Here is an 18,359-nt window from a genome sequence, read left to right as displayed (position 1 = left end):
TAGGATCTATAAATTCATTTGTGGTTCCTGACTCTGGGCCTGCTCCAACCGGCTCTGCAGATCCGGGACGGTGTACTCGATTTTTGTTCTGGCCTCCTGAATGGCTTTTTGCTGCTTGTAGTCCAGCTCCGGGCCTTCATAGAACCAATGCTCCGCGGCGCGGTACAATTCTGTGAGTTCCTCCAGGGTAAATAACTGCGCTCTGGGGATCAGGCCGGAGCGGACAGCAAAGTCCTGCTTGGCGCTCTGGAAGTCATCTTCATAGTAGTGACCGTGGCTGACTCCAGTTCGGTCATAGTCCCAGATCCAGGTTACAAATTGATACCCCTGGCCATTTTCTCGTTCCTGGCCTGCCAGCACCGCGCCGCCGAAGTCCGCCAGCAGGCGGAAGTCCTCATGCAGGCCAGAGGCATGGAGCAGGGGGGCGTTTTGCATCGTTTCCACATAACTGTATACCTCGTCCGCATCCATGGCCACCTGATGGTACAATTCACTGGCCTCCTCGTTTTGACTACCGGCTGGCAGTAGGAAGACGTCGCTTGCCGGGGACACATAGAGAACCGGCTGGCTGTGGAGGAATACCTCCAGCCGCTTGTCCGCTATGACAGATGATTCGATTCCTCGCTCTTGCAAGCGGCGAGAAAGCTCCAAAAAATATTTTTCTCTCACATTGAACACCTCCAATCAAAAATAGCCAGGCTCCCATTAGAGTCCTGGCATAAATACAAGTTTATACGAATTTTTCACAAAAGAGATGCGAACCGTTTTGTACACATTGCTTGGATGTGAATGTCGCGTTTCTGTGGTTAAGTTCTGCTTCTTGCCGACCAAAAAGGGCGAGGGAGGATACCATCAAAGCAAAAAATGAAGAGGGATGCGAACGAACTGGGGAACATTTTGGAAAACAGCTTAGAAACGCCTGAGCTACAGGCCCATAACTCCCTCAAAAAAGTTACAAAAAAGCCGTGAAACTCAACATTTCACGGCTTTTTGTGGTGGACTCGAAGGGATTCGAACCCTCGACCTCTCGGATGCGAACCGAACGCTCTCGCAAGGTGGTAAGTTTTCTGCCCACGGACTGCGGTGTATGGTTTGATGAAAATGCTGAAAGAGGAGCAACTGCAAGAAACACTATCCCCAGTTTTTCAATAAGGAGGGAGTGGACAGCAAACTTATATGCGTAGAAGGCTGGAAGTTATTTTTTTGCCATGACAAAGTTCAACTTGACAAGGAAAGATGGCCTGGTGTATAATGGGAACAACTCATCGGTGAAAATTTTTTTAGAAAATTATTGTTATTTATTGACCATGACAAGAGAGGTGGAAGAATGAAATTGCAGGACCTTGCAAGTGTTCGCAGCGGCCTGGTCTTGTCGAGAAAACAGGCCAAAGAGCCAAGTGAGTATCGATATCCCTTGATTAATCTGCGGTGTATCCAGCAGGAAGGGACAATTCAATTGAAAGAGGCCGATATCTATGAAGCGAAAGAACCGCTGAAAGAAGAATACCTCTCGCAAAGCGGAGATATCATTGTCCGCCTTACAGCTCCCTATACAGCAGTTCTGATTGATGAAACTACATCTGGAATGGTGGTTTCCTCAAACTTTGTAGTGATTCGAGTTGAAGATAAGAGCCTGTTGCCAGAGTATCTTTTTTGGTTGTTGAATACAGAAAAGATAAAACGAAAAATTTATGAGAATGCAACCAGTAATATGCTTGGCGCAGTTAACGCAAGATTTTTAGCTGACTTTGAATTGGCCCTTCTTTCCGTGGAGGATCAGCGTAAAATCTCCCAGTTCAATCTGCTGGCCAAAAGAGAACGCCAATTACTTAGGATGTTGGCAGATGAAAAAGAAAAGTATTATGCTGGTGTACTGAATCAGGCGTACAAAAGAGCAAAGAAAGGGAAATGAAGATGACAACCAGAAAAGATATTGAACAGGTCCTGTGGAACGCCTGTGATAGTTTCCGCGGCAAGATCGACAGTTCCCGCTATAAAGACTATATCCTCTCCATGTTGTTCGTAAAGTACCTCAGCGATGTCTCCAAAGAGAGGCGCGAAGGGTATATCAAACAGTATGACGGGGATATGCGCCGAGTGGAACGGGCCATGAGCCGGGAACGCTTTGCAATAGACGAGCAGTCCACCTTCGACTATCTCTATGCCAACCGGAACGACGCTGAAATCGGCCAGAAAATCAATGTGGCACTGAACCACATCGAAGAACACAACAGTGGAAAGCTGCGAAATGTATTCCGGGCCATCGATTTCAACTCCCAAGTGGATTTTGGTGAACCCAAAGAGAAGAACTCTACCCTGCGCAACTTGCTGGAGGATTTCAACGGACTGGATCTGCGCCCCAGTCAGCTGGGTTCTGCCGATATCATCGGAGATGCCTATGAGTACATGATTGCCATGTTCGCCTCTGACGCCGGAAAGAAGGGAGGCGAGTTCTTCACGCCAAGCCAGGTCTCTGAGCTGGTTGCCTCTCTGGTGCAGCCCAAGGAGAATGACCGGATCTACGACCCCACCTGCGGTAGCGGTGGTTTGTTGCTGAAAGCCTATAAAAAAGTACCCAGTGGCAAGGTGGCCATCTATGGACAGGAACTCAACGCACAGACCTGGGCTCTCTGCACCATGAATATGTTCCTGCACGGTGTGGATGATGCCCGGATTTGGCAGGGCGATACTCTCTCCAATCCTCAGAATGTTGAGGATGATAATTTGATGAAGTTCCAGGTAGTGGTGGCAAATCCGCCGTTTAGCCTGGACAAGTGGGACAGCGGGTTTCTCTCGGAGGCCGAAGCGGATAGTAAGGGAAAGAAGAAAATGTCCGCCGAACTGGATCAATACCACCGTTTCGATTGGGGTGTGCCTCCTACTTCCAAAGGTGATTATGCCTTTGTGCTGCATATGCTCTCCAGTTTGGATGCCGAGAACGGTCGCATGGCGGTGGTGCTGCCCCATGGTGTTCTGTTCCGTGGAGCCAGCGAGGGAAAAATTCGCCGTCAGCTGGTGGAGATGAATCTGCTGGACGCAGTCATTGGCTTACCCGCCAACCTGTTCTACGGCACCGGTATCCCGGCTTGTATCCTGGTATTCAGGAAGAACCGTACCTACCGGGATGTGCTGTTCATCGATGCCTCCGGGGACGGAAACTTTGAAAAGGGTAAGAACCAGAACATCCTGCGGGACAGCGACATCACCCGCATTGTCAATGCCTATCAAGCACGACAGAACGAGGATAAGTATAGCTATGTGGCCTCCTTCGACGAAATCAAGGAGAACGACTTCAACTTGAATATCCCCCGGTATGTGGATACCTTCGAGGAAGAAGGACTGGTGGATATTGATGAGGTGCAGAAGAATATTGCTTCGATCGAGGCGGAATTGGCCGAGGTGCAAGCGAAAATGGTAGAGTACCTGAAAGAACTGGGGCTGTAAAGGAGGGATAAGCCTGTGTTTAGAAGCTTTATCTATCTTGACGAAGACAAACTTTATACCTATAAACGGCAAATTGATGGCAAAAACGATGTACAACCCAAGGCAGTATCCCAGAAAAAAACCGCAGGTTTTTCAGCTGCTGTGAGCGGCTTCGGTTTGAACGGCGCAACAGAAACCAGTATAGATGGAGAGTTTGAGAAAGATGTGAGTTTCGACTACGATCGCTTTGAGCTTGACCTTAGCAGGCTTGAGGGTGAGGACTACTTCGATTGCGTGTTAAACGCAGAATATGATTTGACTACAATCCCAGCGATGAAGCTCTTGCGTATATGTAGTGGTTTTGAAATTCCGGAAGCCTTTGATGCAGTTAACTTAATTGATCAGTTTATGCCTATGTTAATGGGGCAGATTGAAACTAAGTCTGCAGGAGAACAGGAAGCATTAGAGGGAATATTAGGTAAGGCTTCCGCAGGCATTCCCTTTATTATTGAATGCGATGATGTTACGATTTCTGGCAAGTTGAACGCAAAGTATCTCCGTGAGGAATACGCCAGCCTTGAAGACTATGCCGATCAAGATGTGTACATGCTCTGTAAGGTTGTTGGTATGGTGCGAAAAGATATGGTTGAAATCTTTGATCCGCTGAAAGACTTTATCCGCTTGCCGCGCACTATGCGTCGTCAGATGACAGCGAATGGAAGGTCTGTTGGACTTGATAAGATTTCCATTGAGGGCCCCGTCCTCAAGGTTGAAGTAATTGCCATCTATAAATAATCGAAGGAGGGAACTATGTCATGGCTATTATTCCAGACTTTTTTTTAAATGCAGTAGTCGCTCTTGGCATAGATGGGGGTGATGGAAAAAAGCACTGGATTGGAACGGGCTTTATCGTTGGACGAAAAGAAATTGACAATCCAAACCTTTCTACATATTACATCATCACCAATAAGCATGTTATTGAGCAACAAAAATATGTCTACATTCGTTTCAATTCGCTTGGAGGGGAGCTTGTTAAGGATTATCGAATTAGCCTATATGACAGCATGGGCGTGCCTATGTTCTCTGCGCATCCGCATGATAAAACAGATATAATAGCACTGCAAATTCTCCCGCAAACACTTATCAATGACAAATCTATTTGGGGAGCATTTGATCTTGCTGACCATGCCCTGACACTTGAGCAGATGCAAAATACCGGTGTTAACGAAGGAAGCCTCGTGTATGCCTTGGGGTTCCCTATGGATTTAGTCGCTCCAATCAAGGTTCCCATTTGTAGGCTTGGGTGTATTTCAAGAGTTACAGACGCATTCTTGTTAAAAAAGGGTACTCCAATATTTCTGGTCGATGCACAAACCTTCCCTGGAAATTCTGGTGGTCCTATCGTGAGCAGGCCGGAACATATATCTATTGGTGGAACGCCGAGCAATACCAGTGCAAACCTTATCGGTATTCTGAGCGCGTACATTCCCTACAGAGAAACGCTTTATAGCAGACAAACCGGGCGAGACCGTATGATTCAAGAAGAGAATAGCGGCCTCACTATTGTTCATCCCGTCGATCGTATCAAAGAGGTTGTGGAACTTGAATGGGCGAGAATAGAGACGCAGAAGAAGGCAGCGAACAATGTTGCAACTCTTCCTGCGCCACAAGCGACTAAGGAAGAGGTTGCTGTATGACACCAGAAATCAAACAGCGAATCGAGCAAATTTGCCGGGGTGAAGTTCCTGATGGGTATAAAAAAGGAAAGCTGGGAGTTGTGCCTGAAGAATGGGAGGAAACCTCATTTTCCACTCTTTTTACCAGCACAAGTGATTATACAGACGATTTGGAAAAGTATCCTCTGTACAGTCTTACAATAGAAGATGGGATTACCCCGAAAACGGAACGATATGAAAGAAGTCACCTTGTCAAAAAAGAGGACTCTTATAAGATTGTAAGGCCGAATGATTATGCTTACAACCCAATGAACCTTCGTTTTGGTGCGGTTGCCAGACATAAGGGAGATATGCCGGTTGCCGTTTCGGGGTACTACGATATTTTTACAACGGTACATGAAAGCGACTTGCCGTTTATGGATAGCTTTCTAACCTGTGGCCCTATGATCACCTACTACAATAGGGTCTCCACGGGATCATTGGTTGAGAAGCAGCGTGTTCATTTTTCTCAATTTTTAGAGTTCATGTTACCGTTGCCATCTATAAATGAGCGCACCAAGATTGCCACCATCCTCACTACCCAGGACAAAGTAATTGAGCTGAAAGAAAAGCGCCTTGCCGAAAAACAGCGGCAGAAAAAGTATCTCATGCAGCAGCTTTTGACCGGCAAAAAGCGCCTTCCGGGGTTTAGTGAAGAGTGGAAGATAAAACCATTAAAAAAGTTGACAGAAAAACAAAAAAAGAAAAACCATGGTTTTCAATATCGCCTCGTTCTATCTAACAGTGCTCAACATGGAATTGTATCTCAAGATCAAGAATTTGATAAAGAAATAGCAAACGAGGAACGAATTGATGGATACTATGTTGTTATTCCAGGTGCATTTGTTTACAACCCTCGAATTTCAGTCACCGCACCATGTGGCCCAATTAATGTGAATGAAACTGGTGAGACTGGCATTATGTCTCCACTCTACACAGTGTTCACCATTTCCTCGCCACAGATTAGTCAGGATTTCCTAAAATACTACTTTCAATCGTCTTGTTGGTACAAATATGTGAAGGGAGTTGCGAATTATGGAGCGCGGCATGATAGAATAAGTATTTCAGATGGCGATTTCTTTGATATGCCTATTCCCTTGCCGACAAAAGAGGAGCAAAATTATATTGCCAAAGTGCTTTCTGCCGCTGACCGTGAAATCGAGCTACTTCAGCAGGACATCGAACAGGAAAAACAAAAGAAAAAAGCCCTGATGCAGCTTTTGCTGACGGGTATTGTGAGGGTTAAATCATGAAACGCGATATGGAACTTTGCAGAAAAATACTCTTTAAAATTGAAGAAGACACAAGTGGACGCCCCATATCTGATTTGAAAATTGAAGGATATTCTGCGGAAGATATCAATTATAATTGTAAACTTTTATATCAGGAAGGATTTGTTGAAGATTATACCCCCTATTTTCGTAGTCAATATAGCGTGGGCCAATTGACATGGGAAGGACATGACTTTCTGGATAAAGTTCGTGAAGAAACTGTTTGGAATAGAATAAAAGAGGCAGTGGCTCAAAAAGGAGCGACTTTGACATTCGAAATTATTAAGAGTGTTGCACCTTCTATTATTTCATCTATGATAACTGGAATCTAACTTTCAGGTAACAGCGAGGCGGGATTTCCCGCCCCGCTATTCCTGCTTTTACTGATATTTCCGAAAGGAGGCAACCATGGACAAATCTCTGTACTTAGAAAAGAATGTCAGCCAGCAGCCGGCCATTGATCTGCTGCGGTCCATGGGCTATACCTACATATCACCTGAGGACTGCGAGGCGCAGAGAGGCAGCCGATACCATGTGCTGCTGAAAGACATCCTCCGAGGCCAGCTGCGGCGGCTCAACCGCTACGCCTTTGCCGGTGCGGAAAACGAGTTTTCCGCCGCCAACATCGAGCGTGCCATGGAAGATCTGGATGAGCCTTTAACTGACGGTCTGATCCGCTCCAGTGAAAAAATTTATGATGCCCTGTTGCTGGGCAAAAGCTATCCAGAGAGTGTAGGTGAGGGTAAAACCCTCAGTTTCAATCTGAAGTATATTGATTGGGAACATCTGGAGAACAACCTGTTCCATGTTACCGAGGAGTTTGCAGTAGACAGCCGGGACAAGCTTCACAATGCCCGGCCGGATATCGTGCTGTTTATCAACGGTATTCCCTTCGCTGTCATTGAGTGTAAAACGCCCCAGATCAGCGTAGAACAGGCCGTGGAGCAGAACATCCGTAACCAACAAAAGGAATACATCCCGCAACTTTACAAGTTTGCCCAGATCGTGATGGCGACCAATAAAAACGCTGTGAAGTATGCCACCACCGGCACGCCTAAGAAATTCTGGAATGTTTGGAAGGAACAAGACGCCACTTTTCAGGAAGAGGCACTGGCCCAGTATGTGAGTGACCGCACCCCAACTGAGCAGGATCGGAATTTGATTTCTCTGTTCAGCAAAGAACGGGTCATGGAACTGATCCGGTACTTTGTGCTCTTTGATGCCAATGTAAAGAAAATCTGCCGGTATCAGCAGTATTTCGCTATTAAAGAGATTATCAAGACCATTCAACAGTCAGACGAAAAGGGCAACCGTCAAAGTGGCGTTATCTGGCACACCCAGGGCAGCGGAAAAAGTCTGACCATGGTTATGCTGGCAAAATATATCTTGATGGAACTGTCCGACTGCAACCCGAAAGTAGTCGTTGTCACTGACCGCAAGGAACTGGATCGTCAGATTGCCGCCACCTTTGCTCACACCCGTCTTAATCCGGCCCGAGCCACCAGTGGACGGAATCTGGTAGAGCTGCTGAATAGCGGCAAGGCGGATGTGGTTACTACCATCATCAATAAGTTCAACACCGCTGAAAAAATGGAGCACAAGAATTTTTCACGGGATGTGTTTCTGCTGGTGGATGAAAGCCACCGCTCCAACTATGGTCTGCTGGCCACCAAAATGAGGGCGGTGTTCCCCAATGCCTGCTACATTGGCTTTACCGGTACTCCTTTGATGAAAAAAGAGAAGAACACCATGGCAAAGTTCGGTAAGCTGATCCACAAATATACCATCAAGGACGGTGTGGATGACGGAGCCATTGTGCCGCTCATTTACGAAGGCCGCTTTGTGGAACAGAATGTGGACGAGGCAAATATCGACCTCTGGTTCAAACAGACCACCAAACGGCTCACGGAAGCGCAGCGGGATGACCTTTCCCGGAAATGGAGCAGTATTCGCCGCCTGACCTCCACCGATGCCCGTATCAAGCGGATCGCTCTGGACATCAATGAGCACTTCATTGATGGGTACAAAGATACCGGCTTTAAGGCTATGCTGGCCACTAACTACAAGCGGGATGCGATTCGGTATCTGGAGTGCTTTGAGCAATTTGGGGATTTGAACTGTGCCGTGGTGATCTCACCGCCTGATCTGCGGGAAAGTGTAGACGATATAGACGAGGGTACCGACGATAAGGTCATTGCCTACTGGAATAAAATGATGAACCGCTACGGTGACGCAGATGCCTATGAAGAGGCAATGAAGAACCAGTTCTGCGCAGGGGACATCGATATTCTTATCGTGTGCAGTAAGCTGCTTACCGGTTTTGATGCCCCCATCTGCCAGGTGCTCTACATCGACAAAGAGTTGAAAGAACACGGCCTGCTCCAGGCCATTGCCCGCACCAATCGTCTGTATGAAGGCAAGGACTATGGCCTCATTGTGGACTACCGTGGACTGATTGAAAAGCTGGATACCGCTATGGATCTGTACAGTGGCGCCGGGCTGGAGAACTTTGACAGTGGAGACCTGAAGGGCGTCGTGGTGGATGTCATGTCGTCTGTGGCTGGCCTGCGAGAAGCCTATACTCGGTTGACAGAATTGTTTGCAGACTTGAAAAATCCACGCGACACCGAAGAAGTGGAAGTGTTTCTCGCTGACGATAAGAAGCGAGAGAACTTTTATAATCTCCTCTGTGCTTTTGGTAAAGCGTTGAATATGGTGCTGAATGCGGAACAGGCGTATGCAGCCATTCCGAAAGATGAATTGAAGCAGTATCAAAATACTTTTATCTTTTTCTCCAAGGTGCGCCGCAGCGTGAAAATCCGTTACTGTGATGCCATTGATAACCGGGAATATGAGCCGCTGATGCAAAATCTTTTGGATACGCACCTCTCCGTAGCTGGTCTGAAACAGATCACCAGCCCCATCGATATTCTGAACAAGGATGATTTTGAGCGGGAATTGGAGGAGTTGGGATCTCTTCGAGCAAAGGCAGATGCGATTACCAGCAAATTGACCCGCAGCATTAGCGAAAAGTATCAGGAGAATCCTGCCTATTACGACAGTTTCTCCAAGCGGATCAAGGACGCATTGGAGCAGTACAAGGAAAAGGTGATCTCTGAGGCTGAATATCTGGCAAAGATGCGTACCATTATGGAAGACTATCACGCCGGAAAGAGTACCGTGACCTATCCGGAATCCATTAAGAATAATGTTCATGCCCAAGCGTTTTACGGTGTCCTGTCAGCAGTATTCGACGAAGCGAAGGAAGCGGAAGTTTCTCCTGATTTTGTTGCGGAGATTGCGGAAGAGATTACAAAAATTGTGGCTAACCACAGTCAGGTGGATTGGACTAACAACAAAACAATCCACGACCGGATTTCGCAGGATATTGATGACCTTTTTTATGACTACGAGAAAGAACGGGGATTAAAACTGTCTTTTGACACCATTGATAAGATCATCGAAAATGTCAAAACAGTAGCACTTCGGAGGTTTTGACAGCAATGGCGCAGGAAAGAACCGTCGTATATGAAAACAACGAGATCCACTATCTGCTGGAGCAGAAGCAGGTAAAAAATCTCAATCTGCGGGTTCATAAGGACTGCATGGTTTATGTTTCAGCTAATCCAGATGTCTCAGCTGAAAAGGTTGACGATTTTGTAGTGAGCAAAGGGGGCTATATTCGCTCAGCACAAAGAAAGTTTCGTGAGATGGCGCAGTATGCCCCTCAACCCAAACAATATGTCAGTGGAGAAACTTTCTATCTGCTGGGCAGAGGGGTCCGCCTGAAAGTGGAGAAAAATGTGCGGGACACAATTTCCTCTGATGGGATTTATCTGCACCTTTGTGTGAAAGACACGGAAGACTTTACAAAAAAGCAAAAGATGGTGACCCGTTACCTGGATGAGCAGTGTCGATCCATTTTCGGTGAAATTATTTTGGAGACCTACCCCGTATTTCAAAAATATGGGGTGCCGATGCCAGAATTACGGATTCGGAATATGGAGACCCGATGGGGATCTTGTTTGGCCGAAAAGGGAGTTGTTACACTGAATAAGAGGCTGTTAGAGGCACCACGCAACTGTATCGAATATGTCGTGATGCACGAGTTCTGCCACTTCGTTCACCCAAATCATTCGAAGCAGTTCTATGCTTTCTTAACGATGCTGATGCCGGATTGGAAACAGCGGAAAGAAACCCTGGATAAAAGCGCAACTTTCTGGTTGTAAAATACCTGCAAAGAGCTGGCTATTTTCCTTAACCTGTGCTATTGTGTCTTGCTACAAGGAGGCGAGGCACATGAACGACACACTGAAATTGTTGTACGACAGATTCTATATCCCTCTGCCTATGGTGGAATTCGAACAGGAAGTAGAAACCTGCCACCGGCAGCTTATTGAGCGGTTGGACAAGCCAGAGCGGAAGTTGGTGCTGCAGATCATCGACGCCCAGAACCTGATGATAGAGCAACGCTCCGTGGACAGCTTTATCTGCGGATTCCGTCTGGCTTGGGAACTGGCATACGAACTGAATCATTTTGAAACGAACAGGCATCCATCTCCAGTGGAAGAAGCGGAGATGGATGCCTGATTCTATCTCTACTTAATGACAAGGGTGCCGCCCAGCCGATACCGGCACAGTCCAAAGCCTGTTTCAGATCGCTCTAAAATGGTCTCCGGGATTTGTTTCAGATACTTCCGCCCAAAGCTGGTGGTGCCGAAATATGCGTCAAAGTTGGCCACCGGCAGTACCACCCAGTCGGAGTCTTCCGGCTTGTTGGCGAGGTAGTAGGCTGCCAGTGTCTCAACCATCTCCGAGGGAACCCCTTTGGGCGTGAGCGTGCGAAATTGCTCCACCAGCGAGGGAGGAAGCTCTGGTTCCTCTTTTCGGAGTGGCCCCAGTTCCAGAGCTTGGGCCAGAAAGCTGTCAAACCGCAGGCCCCACTGCCCCTTGGTGGTGGGGGCGAACAGAGGGATCTGCATCTGGATTACCTTCTCCTGCCAGGCTCGGTCAAAGCCCTTCTCAATGGCAGCACACTTCTTCTGGGTACTGCTGGACACCTTCTCCGGGTTTTTCCGCACAAAGGCTGCCACCAGATGCACATGCCTATGAAACCACCCGCTGCCGTTTTCGTCCACAAGGCCGGGAAACTCCCCATGGAATTTTCTAAAATCACTGCCGAACTGCCACGCCTCCCGGGGCGTGGCTTTTTTGTTGTCCGGCACACTGCACCAGGCGCATAAGCCCCGCTTGGCATAGTCGATGCGCTCCCGGGGCGCTTCGGCGGGGCTGCCATCCTCATTATGAAACAGAAACCCTCTTGCCAGGATGGTCAGCACCCGGTTGAGTCCCTCGAAATCCAGGATGGTGTCGAAGGTAAAGCGGCCCAGGTAGGTGGTGTCCTGCTTGTTCCGAGCGGTGTAGCTTACCACACCGGTGTAGTCCTGAAACTCGTTCCACTCATTCAGCATGGTCTACCTCCAGAACATGTTCTTCAATGTGGTCCAGCAGCAGATCCCACAGCAGGTTCCGCTTGCCCAGGGCTACCACATAGGGCACCGCCAGGCTGGGCCAGATAATCTTATTCAGCAGCTTGCGGCAAACCTTGGACACCACGGCCCGCTCGTTGCCGCTGAAGGGGGCAGACAAACAGGCCTCCATCATCTTCTGGAAAGCCGGAGAATCCGTCGGTCGGCGGAGTTGCTTCCGTTCCCGGGCTACCTCCAGATCCTCGATGTCGCAGACCAGATCTCCCAGCATACGGAAGCCGCCGTGGCGGAAGTCGGTCAGCAAATCGTAGTAGTCGCCTCCCTCCGGCAGCCACTCCCGCAGGAATGTTTCTCTCTGTGCTTCTGTCATCAGGTGCCACTGCTGTTCCACAATCTCCTTTCGCAGAGCGGCGATACGCTCCGGGGAGAGCTGCTGGAAGAAGGCATACAGTTCGTCGCTGTCGCAGGCTTCTTCCTGTCCCCTGGCGTAGAGAATGCGGTCAATGTCCGTTTTCCGCTGCTGCCCCTTGGCAGGAGCGCGGCAGGCTCGGATGCGGGAGAGGCAGTGTTCGTAGTCCCACAGCAAGGCAGAAACAGAAGAAAGAATGTTCTCATTCAGCTGTTTCTTCCAACTTCGTTCCTGGGCGAAGGTGAATAGTTCGCTATCCTTCGCTGGTTTCTCCTGAATCTTGGGCGTGTTGCGCTCCAGCTGGCGGGCCAGCCAGGGTAGCCGCTCCACCGGGGAGTCCACCGTGTCCCAGTCGATCCTGGCAAAGAAGGCATCCAGACGCTCTCGGTGGGTGGGCTCATACCAGGCGCGGCGGCGCTCCTCCGCACGCTCCAACAGATATTTGTACTGGAGGAAAGGAGTGCGCTTTACATTCCGTCCGCCCAGAAATTCATCCAGGTTGGGCCGCACACCGGTCTTGGCCGCGTCGATCTCCAGTCCGCTGTAGATGGCCAGGGCCTCCAAGTCCCGGCGGCACCGCTTGCGCTCCTCCGGGTCGGCGTGGTCGTTGTAGGCGATGACGCTGCGGTCCAGCGCGGCATTGCAGATCTGTCCAATGCGGGCGGCAAAGGTGTTCTCCACCGTTTGAAACCGAGCCTGCCAGTCGTTGGCGTCGGACTTGGGTGCGAATAAGGATGGAATTTTCAGCAGGGGCAGGTTGGCGTTGTTGGAGAGCTGTTGATGGACATCATAATCATAGTTCCGCTTCACACAGCGGTTCAGGATAGGATCGGCAATGGTCTTGATGAGGTCGCCGTCGTAGTCCGCACCGCCCAGCCGCTCCGCTGCCAAACTGTCTGCAGACACCATGACCACATCGGTGAGGTGGCCCAGGTAGTGCTGACGCAGTGCGTCTCCCTCTGGGTACACGGACAGCTGCAATTCCTCGTTCCGGGCGATGTGGGGGTTGCGCAGAAGGGTGCAGCTGTCCTCATGGTCATAGGCTGCACCAGGAGCAAAGAAGCTGTCCTCAGCAAAGAAATCTCCCATCACCTGATTGCAGAAGTCCCGCTCACCGGGCAACTGGAACACACGGGGCGCAATTAACTGCCGCAGCAGTTCCAGAAGATCATCGGAGAGGAAGCGGTTGTCCCCTGGCACCAGCAACCGCCCAACGGCATATCCTCGGAGGATCTTCCGGGCCTGTCCGTCCAGCTGTTCCACGTAAATAGGCTCGCGGATAAACTTCGGATTTTTCTCCAGTACCCGGGCCATGATGTGCGCGCGGCTCCCCTTGGGCTGGCTCAGGCCCCGGCGAAAGTATTCCTGCTGATATGCTTCGTTGGCACGAAAGTTATAGTAGGCCGTCTCGGTGGCCTTGGTCAGCCACTGCCGGGAATCATCCTCCGGACTGTGATCCCAGCCTTCCGGCAGGTCGGCGGGGCGGAACTCCTCCGGCTGGATGGAGAGGGTGGAGAGAAATTGATAGTTGAGCTCCACCAGCTTCTCCGGCTCCGTCTTACTCAGGTTGGTGATGTATAGGGCGTGATTGTACTCCCGGAAGGCCTCCCAGTAATCCTCCCAGGTCATACCGTTCTCCCGCAGCCAGCCGTAGGCCTTGAACTGACTGCGGGTGAGAATGATGTCCACACTGCGGACAGGGTGCGCCTTGCCCCAGATATCCACGATGGTCTGGGAGCCGCTGCGCTTCAAAAAATCCTTGAAGTCCACCTGGTGGAGCATCCCCTTGATGTAGGGCATACGAATCTGGAAGGAGGTGTGGGTGTGGCTGCCGCAGCAGGCCTTGTCTACCACCTGGGCGTACTCCTTGGAGATGAGACCCACGCCGTCAAAGCAGGTGATGTCCAGATCTTCCAGTGTATCTGCCCGGTAGAAGGTTCCCGGCTCTCTGCCTTCCAGCAGGGTAATGACAGGGGCTCGCTCCACTCTCTTGGTTGGATTGTCTATGACGATGACCCGGTGATTTTTGTCAATGCGGATGCCGTCTATCCGGGTTCCACTGGAGAACATGAGACCATTGTAGGCGTAGAGTTTACTGAGTTGGCATCGGCCCGGTTCCATATTCAGCATGATCCGCTGGCGCATGGGCTCGTACAGTTCCGCCCGGATGAAGGAGAGGCGGGACTGGCGGCTCATGCTGGCGGAGCGCTCAAAGGCCACATAGCGGCAAGGGCCGCTGCCGAAGTCCAGGGTGATCCCCTCGGGGCGGAACATATCTCTGGCCTTCTCCCGGCGGGCCTGCTGCGTCTTTCCGGTTCCACGCCGGTCAAAGATCCCGGCGAAGTCCATATAGAACAGCACATCGGAAAGCGCTGTGACTTTCTCATCGCTACGCTCCCGCCAGCCTTTCCCGTGGAGTTGGTACATCAGCTGGTGGAACATGGCGCAGCTGTCCTGCTCGTGCTTGGCACCCGGTACCTTGCAGTGCTCGGTGGCACTGCGGTTCAGAGCAAAGGTGTAAACGCCGTCTTTCTCTGTGGCATAGCTCATCACTGCCCGGGCAGAGAGTTCGTAGATCTGATAGGTCGCCATTGGCTCACCTCCGTTTGCTCTATTCTACCACAAACCATTTCAAAATCAAAATGAATACTACTCCCACTTCTTTTGAGGTGGGAGCTTTTTGTATTCAAATTTTTGAAACGGAGGTACCAAACATGAACAACAAAATGAACCATCCCCTGATCACAGTGGACGGCAGAACCCTGATGGATCGTCCGCTGGAGCCGCCCAATTTTGTGGTGGATACCCTGATCTCTCAGGGTCTGCACATCCTGGCTGGCTCACCAAAGGTGGGCAAGTCCTGGCTTGCTCTGTGGCTGGCGGTGACAGTTGCCAAGGGAGAACCGGTCTGGAACATGACCACCAAGCAGGGCACCACCCTCTATCTCTGTCTGGAGGACTCCGTCCTCCGTATCCAGAACCGGCTCTTTGAGATCACCGAGGACGCGCCGGACAGCGTCCACTTCTGCACGGAGTGTGCGCTCATCGGTCAGGGGCTGGAGGAACAGGTAGAAGTGTTCCTCACCGCCCACCCCGATACCATGCTGGTCATCATCGATACCCTGCAGATGGTTCGTCCGATCCACGACGCCACCTACGCCAATGACTACCGGGATCTGTCTGTGCTGAAGCGGTTGGCGGACAAGCACGGCATTGCCATCCTGCTCATCCATCATCTGCGCAAGGAAAAGGCGGAAGATGTGTTCCACCGGATTTCCGGGACCACCGCTATCAGTGGTGCAGTGGATTCCAGCTTCACGCTGGTGGAAGAAAAGCGGGGTAGCGGCAGGGCCAGACTGACTTGCGTGGGCCGGGACATCGAATATCGGGAGCTGGAACTTCGACGCGGCGAGGAAAATGTGTGGGAGTTGGTTTCGGACAGCCGGATACAGCCGGAACTATTGGAGGGGCAAATCGTTGTTCTCCTCTCTGCATTTATGAGCAGCAGAACAACATTTATCGGCACTCCCACGGAGCTCTCCGAAAAGATCGACCCTGACAGAATCGAAGGGGTAACGCCCAAAAAGATTTCAAGGCTGATCCTGCAAAGCGTTGAGGCCCTAAGAAAAAACGGAATTCAGGCAATGGTGCGCCGCAGCAACGGAAAACGAGTGATTGAGCTGCGCCGTGCCGATAGTGCCGATTTGGAGGGCGCCGGAGAAATCGTCCCTATCGACCCTGTCGAGGCGCTGTGCGGTGATTTGCGGGCGGTTTCCAGGTGCGGCGAGTAAACTCCCGCAAAGCAAAAGAAACGCCGTGTTGGGCCGCTTGTGGCCGAAGGAGGAGCGCGGGTGTTCGGCGCGGGAGAATCACCTCCTTGGAGGTGGCCAGCATCGCGTTTGTCTGGTCACCGGCAAAGCCGCCGCCCGCCTTCCGCTTGTTTGCGGGGCGCTGCCCCACACCCCATTTTTATGAAAGACTGGAGGAAACGACATGAAAAAAGATATCAAATTCAGCACCCGGATGGCATCCGCAGACCGGGAGGCCATAAAGGAATTGGCGAAACGCTCCGGAATGTCCATGAGCGACTATGTGACAGCCTGCTGTCTGGGAAAGCAGGTTGTGGTCGTCGATGGAGTGAAAGAAGTGCTCAAAGAGCTGAAGTCAATCGGCAGAAATCTGAATCAACTCGTCACCCTGGCACATATGGGACGCATCACGGTAGTCAATCTGGACAGCGTACGCCAGGCATTCTCTGAACTCTGCGCCGCTGTCCGGTTGATTCTGGAACGAAAGCGGTGGTGAAAAATGGCGATCATCAGCTTCACTAACTACAAGCGAGGACAGACCACCGGATGCATGGGAGCCGTGATGCGGTACACCATGCAGAACAAGAAAACCGAGTGTGACGGTCAACAGTTGGTCACAGGCATCAACTGCCAGCTGGAATCTGTCTACGCGGACTTCATGACCACCAAGCGGCTGCATCACAAAACCGACGGTGTGCTGTTCTACCACATGGTGCAGAGCTTTCCAAAAGGCGAAGCGGTCGATCCGGTCGCCGCTCATGCGGCGGCACTGAAGCTGGCCGAGTACTATGAGGGCTATGAAGTTCTGGTCTGCACCCACACAGACCGGGAACACATTCATTCCCACTTTCTCATCAACTCCGTCAACTTCGATACTGGGAAGAAACTGCACATCGCAAAGGAGCAGCTCCAGGAACTGCGGCAGCGCAACGATCAAGTCTGCATGGAGTTTTCTCTCCCTGTGTTCAACCCCACGAACAGGAAAGAGAAGACCAAGACGATGTCCATCGGCGAGTATCACACGGCCGCCCGTGGCCAGAGTAAAAAACTGCAGCTCATGAACATCATCAACGACTGTATGCGCCACGCCTCTAACCGTGAGGAGTTTATTGCGCTGATGGAGAGCGAGGGCTACAAGGTACGCTGGGAAACCTCCCGGCGGAATATCACCTACACCACACCCAGCGGCTGGCAGTGCCGTGACCGCCTGCTGTTCGGGGACAAATATTTGAAGGAGAATATGGAATATGAATTCAGGATCAGAGAAGAAGTTATCTATGGACGAGCTGTTGGAAAAGAACCGACCTGCGCAGATGGTGCAGACTACGCAGCCTCCGGCGCAGGAGCTGATACCGCCTCCCGAAGACCATCCTACGAAAGCGGAGTGGGAGGAACTGCTGAGCAGCCTCTGTACGCTGGGGTACCACACCGAGAGACAGACCGGTTATCTGAAGAAGGTCAACGAACTGCTGACGCAGTTCCCGACCCGGACGCAGATGGACGAGCTGCTGAAAGCGGTGAAGCATCTGGAGCAGATGAGCGAACAGGCTGGGAAGCGGAACGAGAAGCGTTTTTCTCTGCCCGGCATCAGACTGCCCAGACTGAGTCTGCCGGACATTCCATGGACCAGTCTGCTGTTGGGACTGGCGGCCCTGGCGCTGACTGGGCTGGTGCTGTGGGTGGTATGGTCCAGCTTGGCCACGCTCTGGAGCGTGGCGAGGGGCCTGCTCCCGTGAGGGACGCCACCACCACGCACTACCACGCAGACAGCAAGGCACTTCGAAAGGAACGGCAAAAGAAAATCGCCCAAGGCCACGCCGAGGACGACCACGAAGAAGAACAAACTTGGCAGCAGACCATGTAAAGGAGGATGATCACATGAGTTATCAGCAGGCAATGTATGATCGGGAGCATCCCCGATACTCTGAGCCGACAGAATATATCACGATGGAAGTGGACGGACTGATTGTTGCCCTACGCTTCAAAAACGCCGTTACACAGCCTGACACAGTATCTGCAATTGAGCAGACGCTGTTGATGGCGCAGGACTTTGAAAATCTGAACAAGCCCGCTTGATTCAGTAGACTTTTTACCAGTGGTGTGGGATACTGTGTGTGCATATGAACCTTGCTACGAAAATAAGTAGCGAGGGCGTGAACCTTGACAAACAGGCTTTCAACGCCTCATGAAAAACCATCGCAGCACAAAAAGCGGCAGGCCAAAACCTGTCGCCGGCCGAAGTA

Annotated in this window: 16 protein-coding genes; 13 read left to right on the top strand and 3 right to left on the bottom strand. The window is 50.9% G+C overall.

What is annotated here, in order from left to right:
- Window positions 1-6: 6 nt before the first annotated feature.
- A complete protein-coding gene (locus tag B5G40_RS11545) occupies window positions 7-633 on the bottom strand; it encodes a hypothetical protein (RefSeq protein ID WP_242959413.1) in 627 nt (208 codons plus the stop codon).
- Window positions 634-1,327: 694 nt separating this feature from the next.
- Here B5G40_RS11545 and B5G40_RS11540 point away from each other — a divergent pair.
- The 9 genes from B5G40_RS11540 (at window position 1,328) to B5G40_RS11500 (ending at window position 10,999) form a co-directional block, all read left to right on the top strand.
- Entirely contained in the window at window positions 1,328-1,912 is a 585-nt protein-coding gene (locus B5G40_RS11540; protein ID WP_087380776.1) for a restriction endonuclease subunit S, read from the top strand.
- A 2-nt stretch (window positions 1,913-1,914) separates the two neighbouring features.
- Complete coding sequence (locus B5G40_RS11535) at window positions 1,915-3,444, top strand: type I restriction-modification system subunit M (protein ID WP_206407235.1); 1,530 nt, start codon at window positions 1,915-1,917, stop codon at window positions 3,442-3,444.
- A gap of 15 nt (window positions 3,445-3,459) precedes the next feature.
- Window positions 3,460-4,218, top strand: a complete 759-nt coding sequence (locus B5G40_RS11530) for a DUF6414 family protein (RefSeq protein ID WP_087399716.1) — start codon at window positions 3,460-3,462, stop codon at window positions 4,216-4,218.
- Between the two features lie 20 nt (window positions 4,219-4,238).
- A complete protein-coding gene (locus B5G40_RS11525; protein ID WP_087399715.1) occupies window positions 4,239-5,120 on the top strand; it encodes a S1 family peptidase in 882 nt (293 codons plus the stop codon).
- A complete protein-coding gene (locus tag B5G40_RS11520) occupies window positions 5,117-6,391 on the top strand; it encodes a restriction endonuclease subunit S (protein WP_087399714.1) in 1,275 nt (424 codons plus the stop codon). The genes B5G40_RS11525 and B5G40_RS11520 overlap by 4 nt, the downstream gene beginning before the upstream one ends.
- A complete protein-coding gene (locus tag B5G40_RS11515; RefSeq protein ID WP_087399713.1) occupies window positions 6,388-6,741 on the top strand; it encodes a DUF2513 domain-containing protein in 354 nt (117 codons plus the stop codon). The genes B5G40_RS11520 and B5G40_RS11515 overlap by 4 nt, the downstream gene beginning before the upstream one ends.
- 76 nt (window positions 6,742-6,817) lie before the next feature.
- A complete protein-coding gene (locus B5G40_RS11510) occupies window positions 6,818-9,907 on the top strand; it encodes a type I restriction endonuclease subunit R (protein ID WP_087399712.1) in 3,090 nt (1,029 codons plus the stop codon).
- 5 nt (window positions 9,908-9,912) lie between these two features.
- On the top strand, window positions 9,913-10,638 hold the full coding sequence (locus B5G40_RS11505) for a M48 family metallopeptidase (RefSeq protein WP_087399711.1): 726 nt from the start codon (window positions 9,913-9,915) through the stop codon (window positions 10,636-10,638).
- A 70-nt stretch (window positions 10,639-10,708) separates the two neighbouring features.
- Complete coding sequence (locus B5G40_RS11500; RefSeq protein WP_087399710.1) at window positions 10,709-10,999, top strand: DUF6809 family protein; 291 nt, start codon at window positions 10,709-10,711, stop codon at window positions 10,997-10,999.
- A gap of 8 nt (window positions 11,000-11,007) precedes the next feature.
- Here the strand turns inward: B5G40_RS11500 and B5G40_RS11495 are convergent, their stop codons facing one another.
- Together B5G40_RS11495 and B5G40_RS11490 are read right to left on the bottom strand one after the other, a co-directional pair.
- A complete protein-coding gene (locus B5G40_RS11495) occupies window positions 11,008-11,880 on the bottom strand; it encodes a hypothetical protein (RefSeq protein ID WP_087399709.1) in 873 nt (290 codons plus the stop codon).
- A complete protein-coding gene (locus tag B5G40_RS11490) occupies window positions 11,870-14,899 on the bottom strand; it encodes an RNA dependent RNA polymerase (protein WP_242959412.1) in 3,030 nt (1,009 codons plus the stop codon). The genes B5G40_RS11495 and B5G40_RS11490 overlap by 11 nt, the downstream gene beginning before the upstream one ends.
- 122 nt (window positions 14,900-15,021) lie before the next feature.
- On the opposite strand from B5G40_RS11490, the gene B5G40_RS11485 reads away from it, so the two are divergent.
- The 4 genes from B5G40_RS11485 (at window position 15,022) to B5G40_RS11470 (ending at window position 18,192) form a co-directional block, all read left to right on the top strand.
- On the top strand, window positions 15,022-16,098 hold the full coding sequence (locus B5G40_RS11485) for an AAA family ATPase (RefSeq protein WP_087399708.1): 1,077 nt from the start codon (window positions 15,022-15,024) through the stop codon (window positions 16,096-16,098).
- Window positions 16,099-16,300: 202 nt separating this feature from the next.
- On the top strand, window positions 16,301-16,612 hold the full coding sequence (gene mobC / locus B5G40_RS11480; RefSeq protein WP_087399707.1) for a plasmid mobilization protein: 312 nt from the start codon (window positions 16,301-16,303) through the stop codon (window positions 16,610-16,612).
- A gap of 3 nt (window positions 16,613-16,615) precedes the next feature.
- Window positions 16,616-17,980, top strand: a complete 1,365-nt coding sequence (locus B5G40_RS11475) for a relaxase/mobilization nuclease domain-containing protein (RefSeq protein WP_087399706.1) — start codon at window positions 16,616-16,618, stop codon at window positions 17,978-17,980.
- A 14-nt stretch (window positions 17,981-17,994) separates the two neighbouring features.
- Window positions 17,995-18,192 carry a hypothetical protein gene (locus B5G40_RS11470; protein ID WP_006572265.1) on the top strand — a complete coding sequence of 66 codons (198 nt, stop codon included), beginning with the start codon at window positions 17,995-17,997 and terminating at the stop codon, window positions 18,190-18,192.
- Window positions 18,193-18,359 lie beyond the last annotated feature (167 nt).

This window comes from Flavonifractor sp. An9 (assembly GCF_002161245.1).
GTDB classification, from domain to species: Bacteria; Bacillota; Clostridia; order Oscillospirales; family Oscillospiraceae; genus Flavonifractor; species Flavonifractor avicola.
The sequence above is the reverse complement of the archived record's forward strand: the minus strand, read 5'-3'. Positions and strand labels throughout refer to the sequence as shown.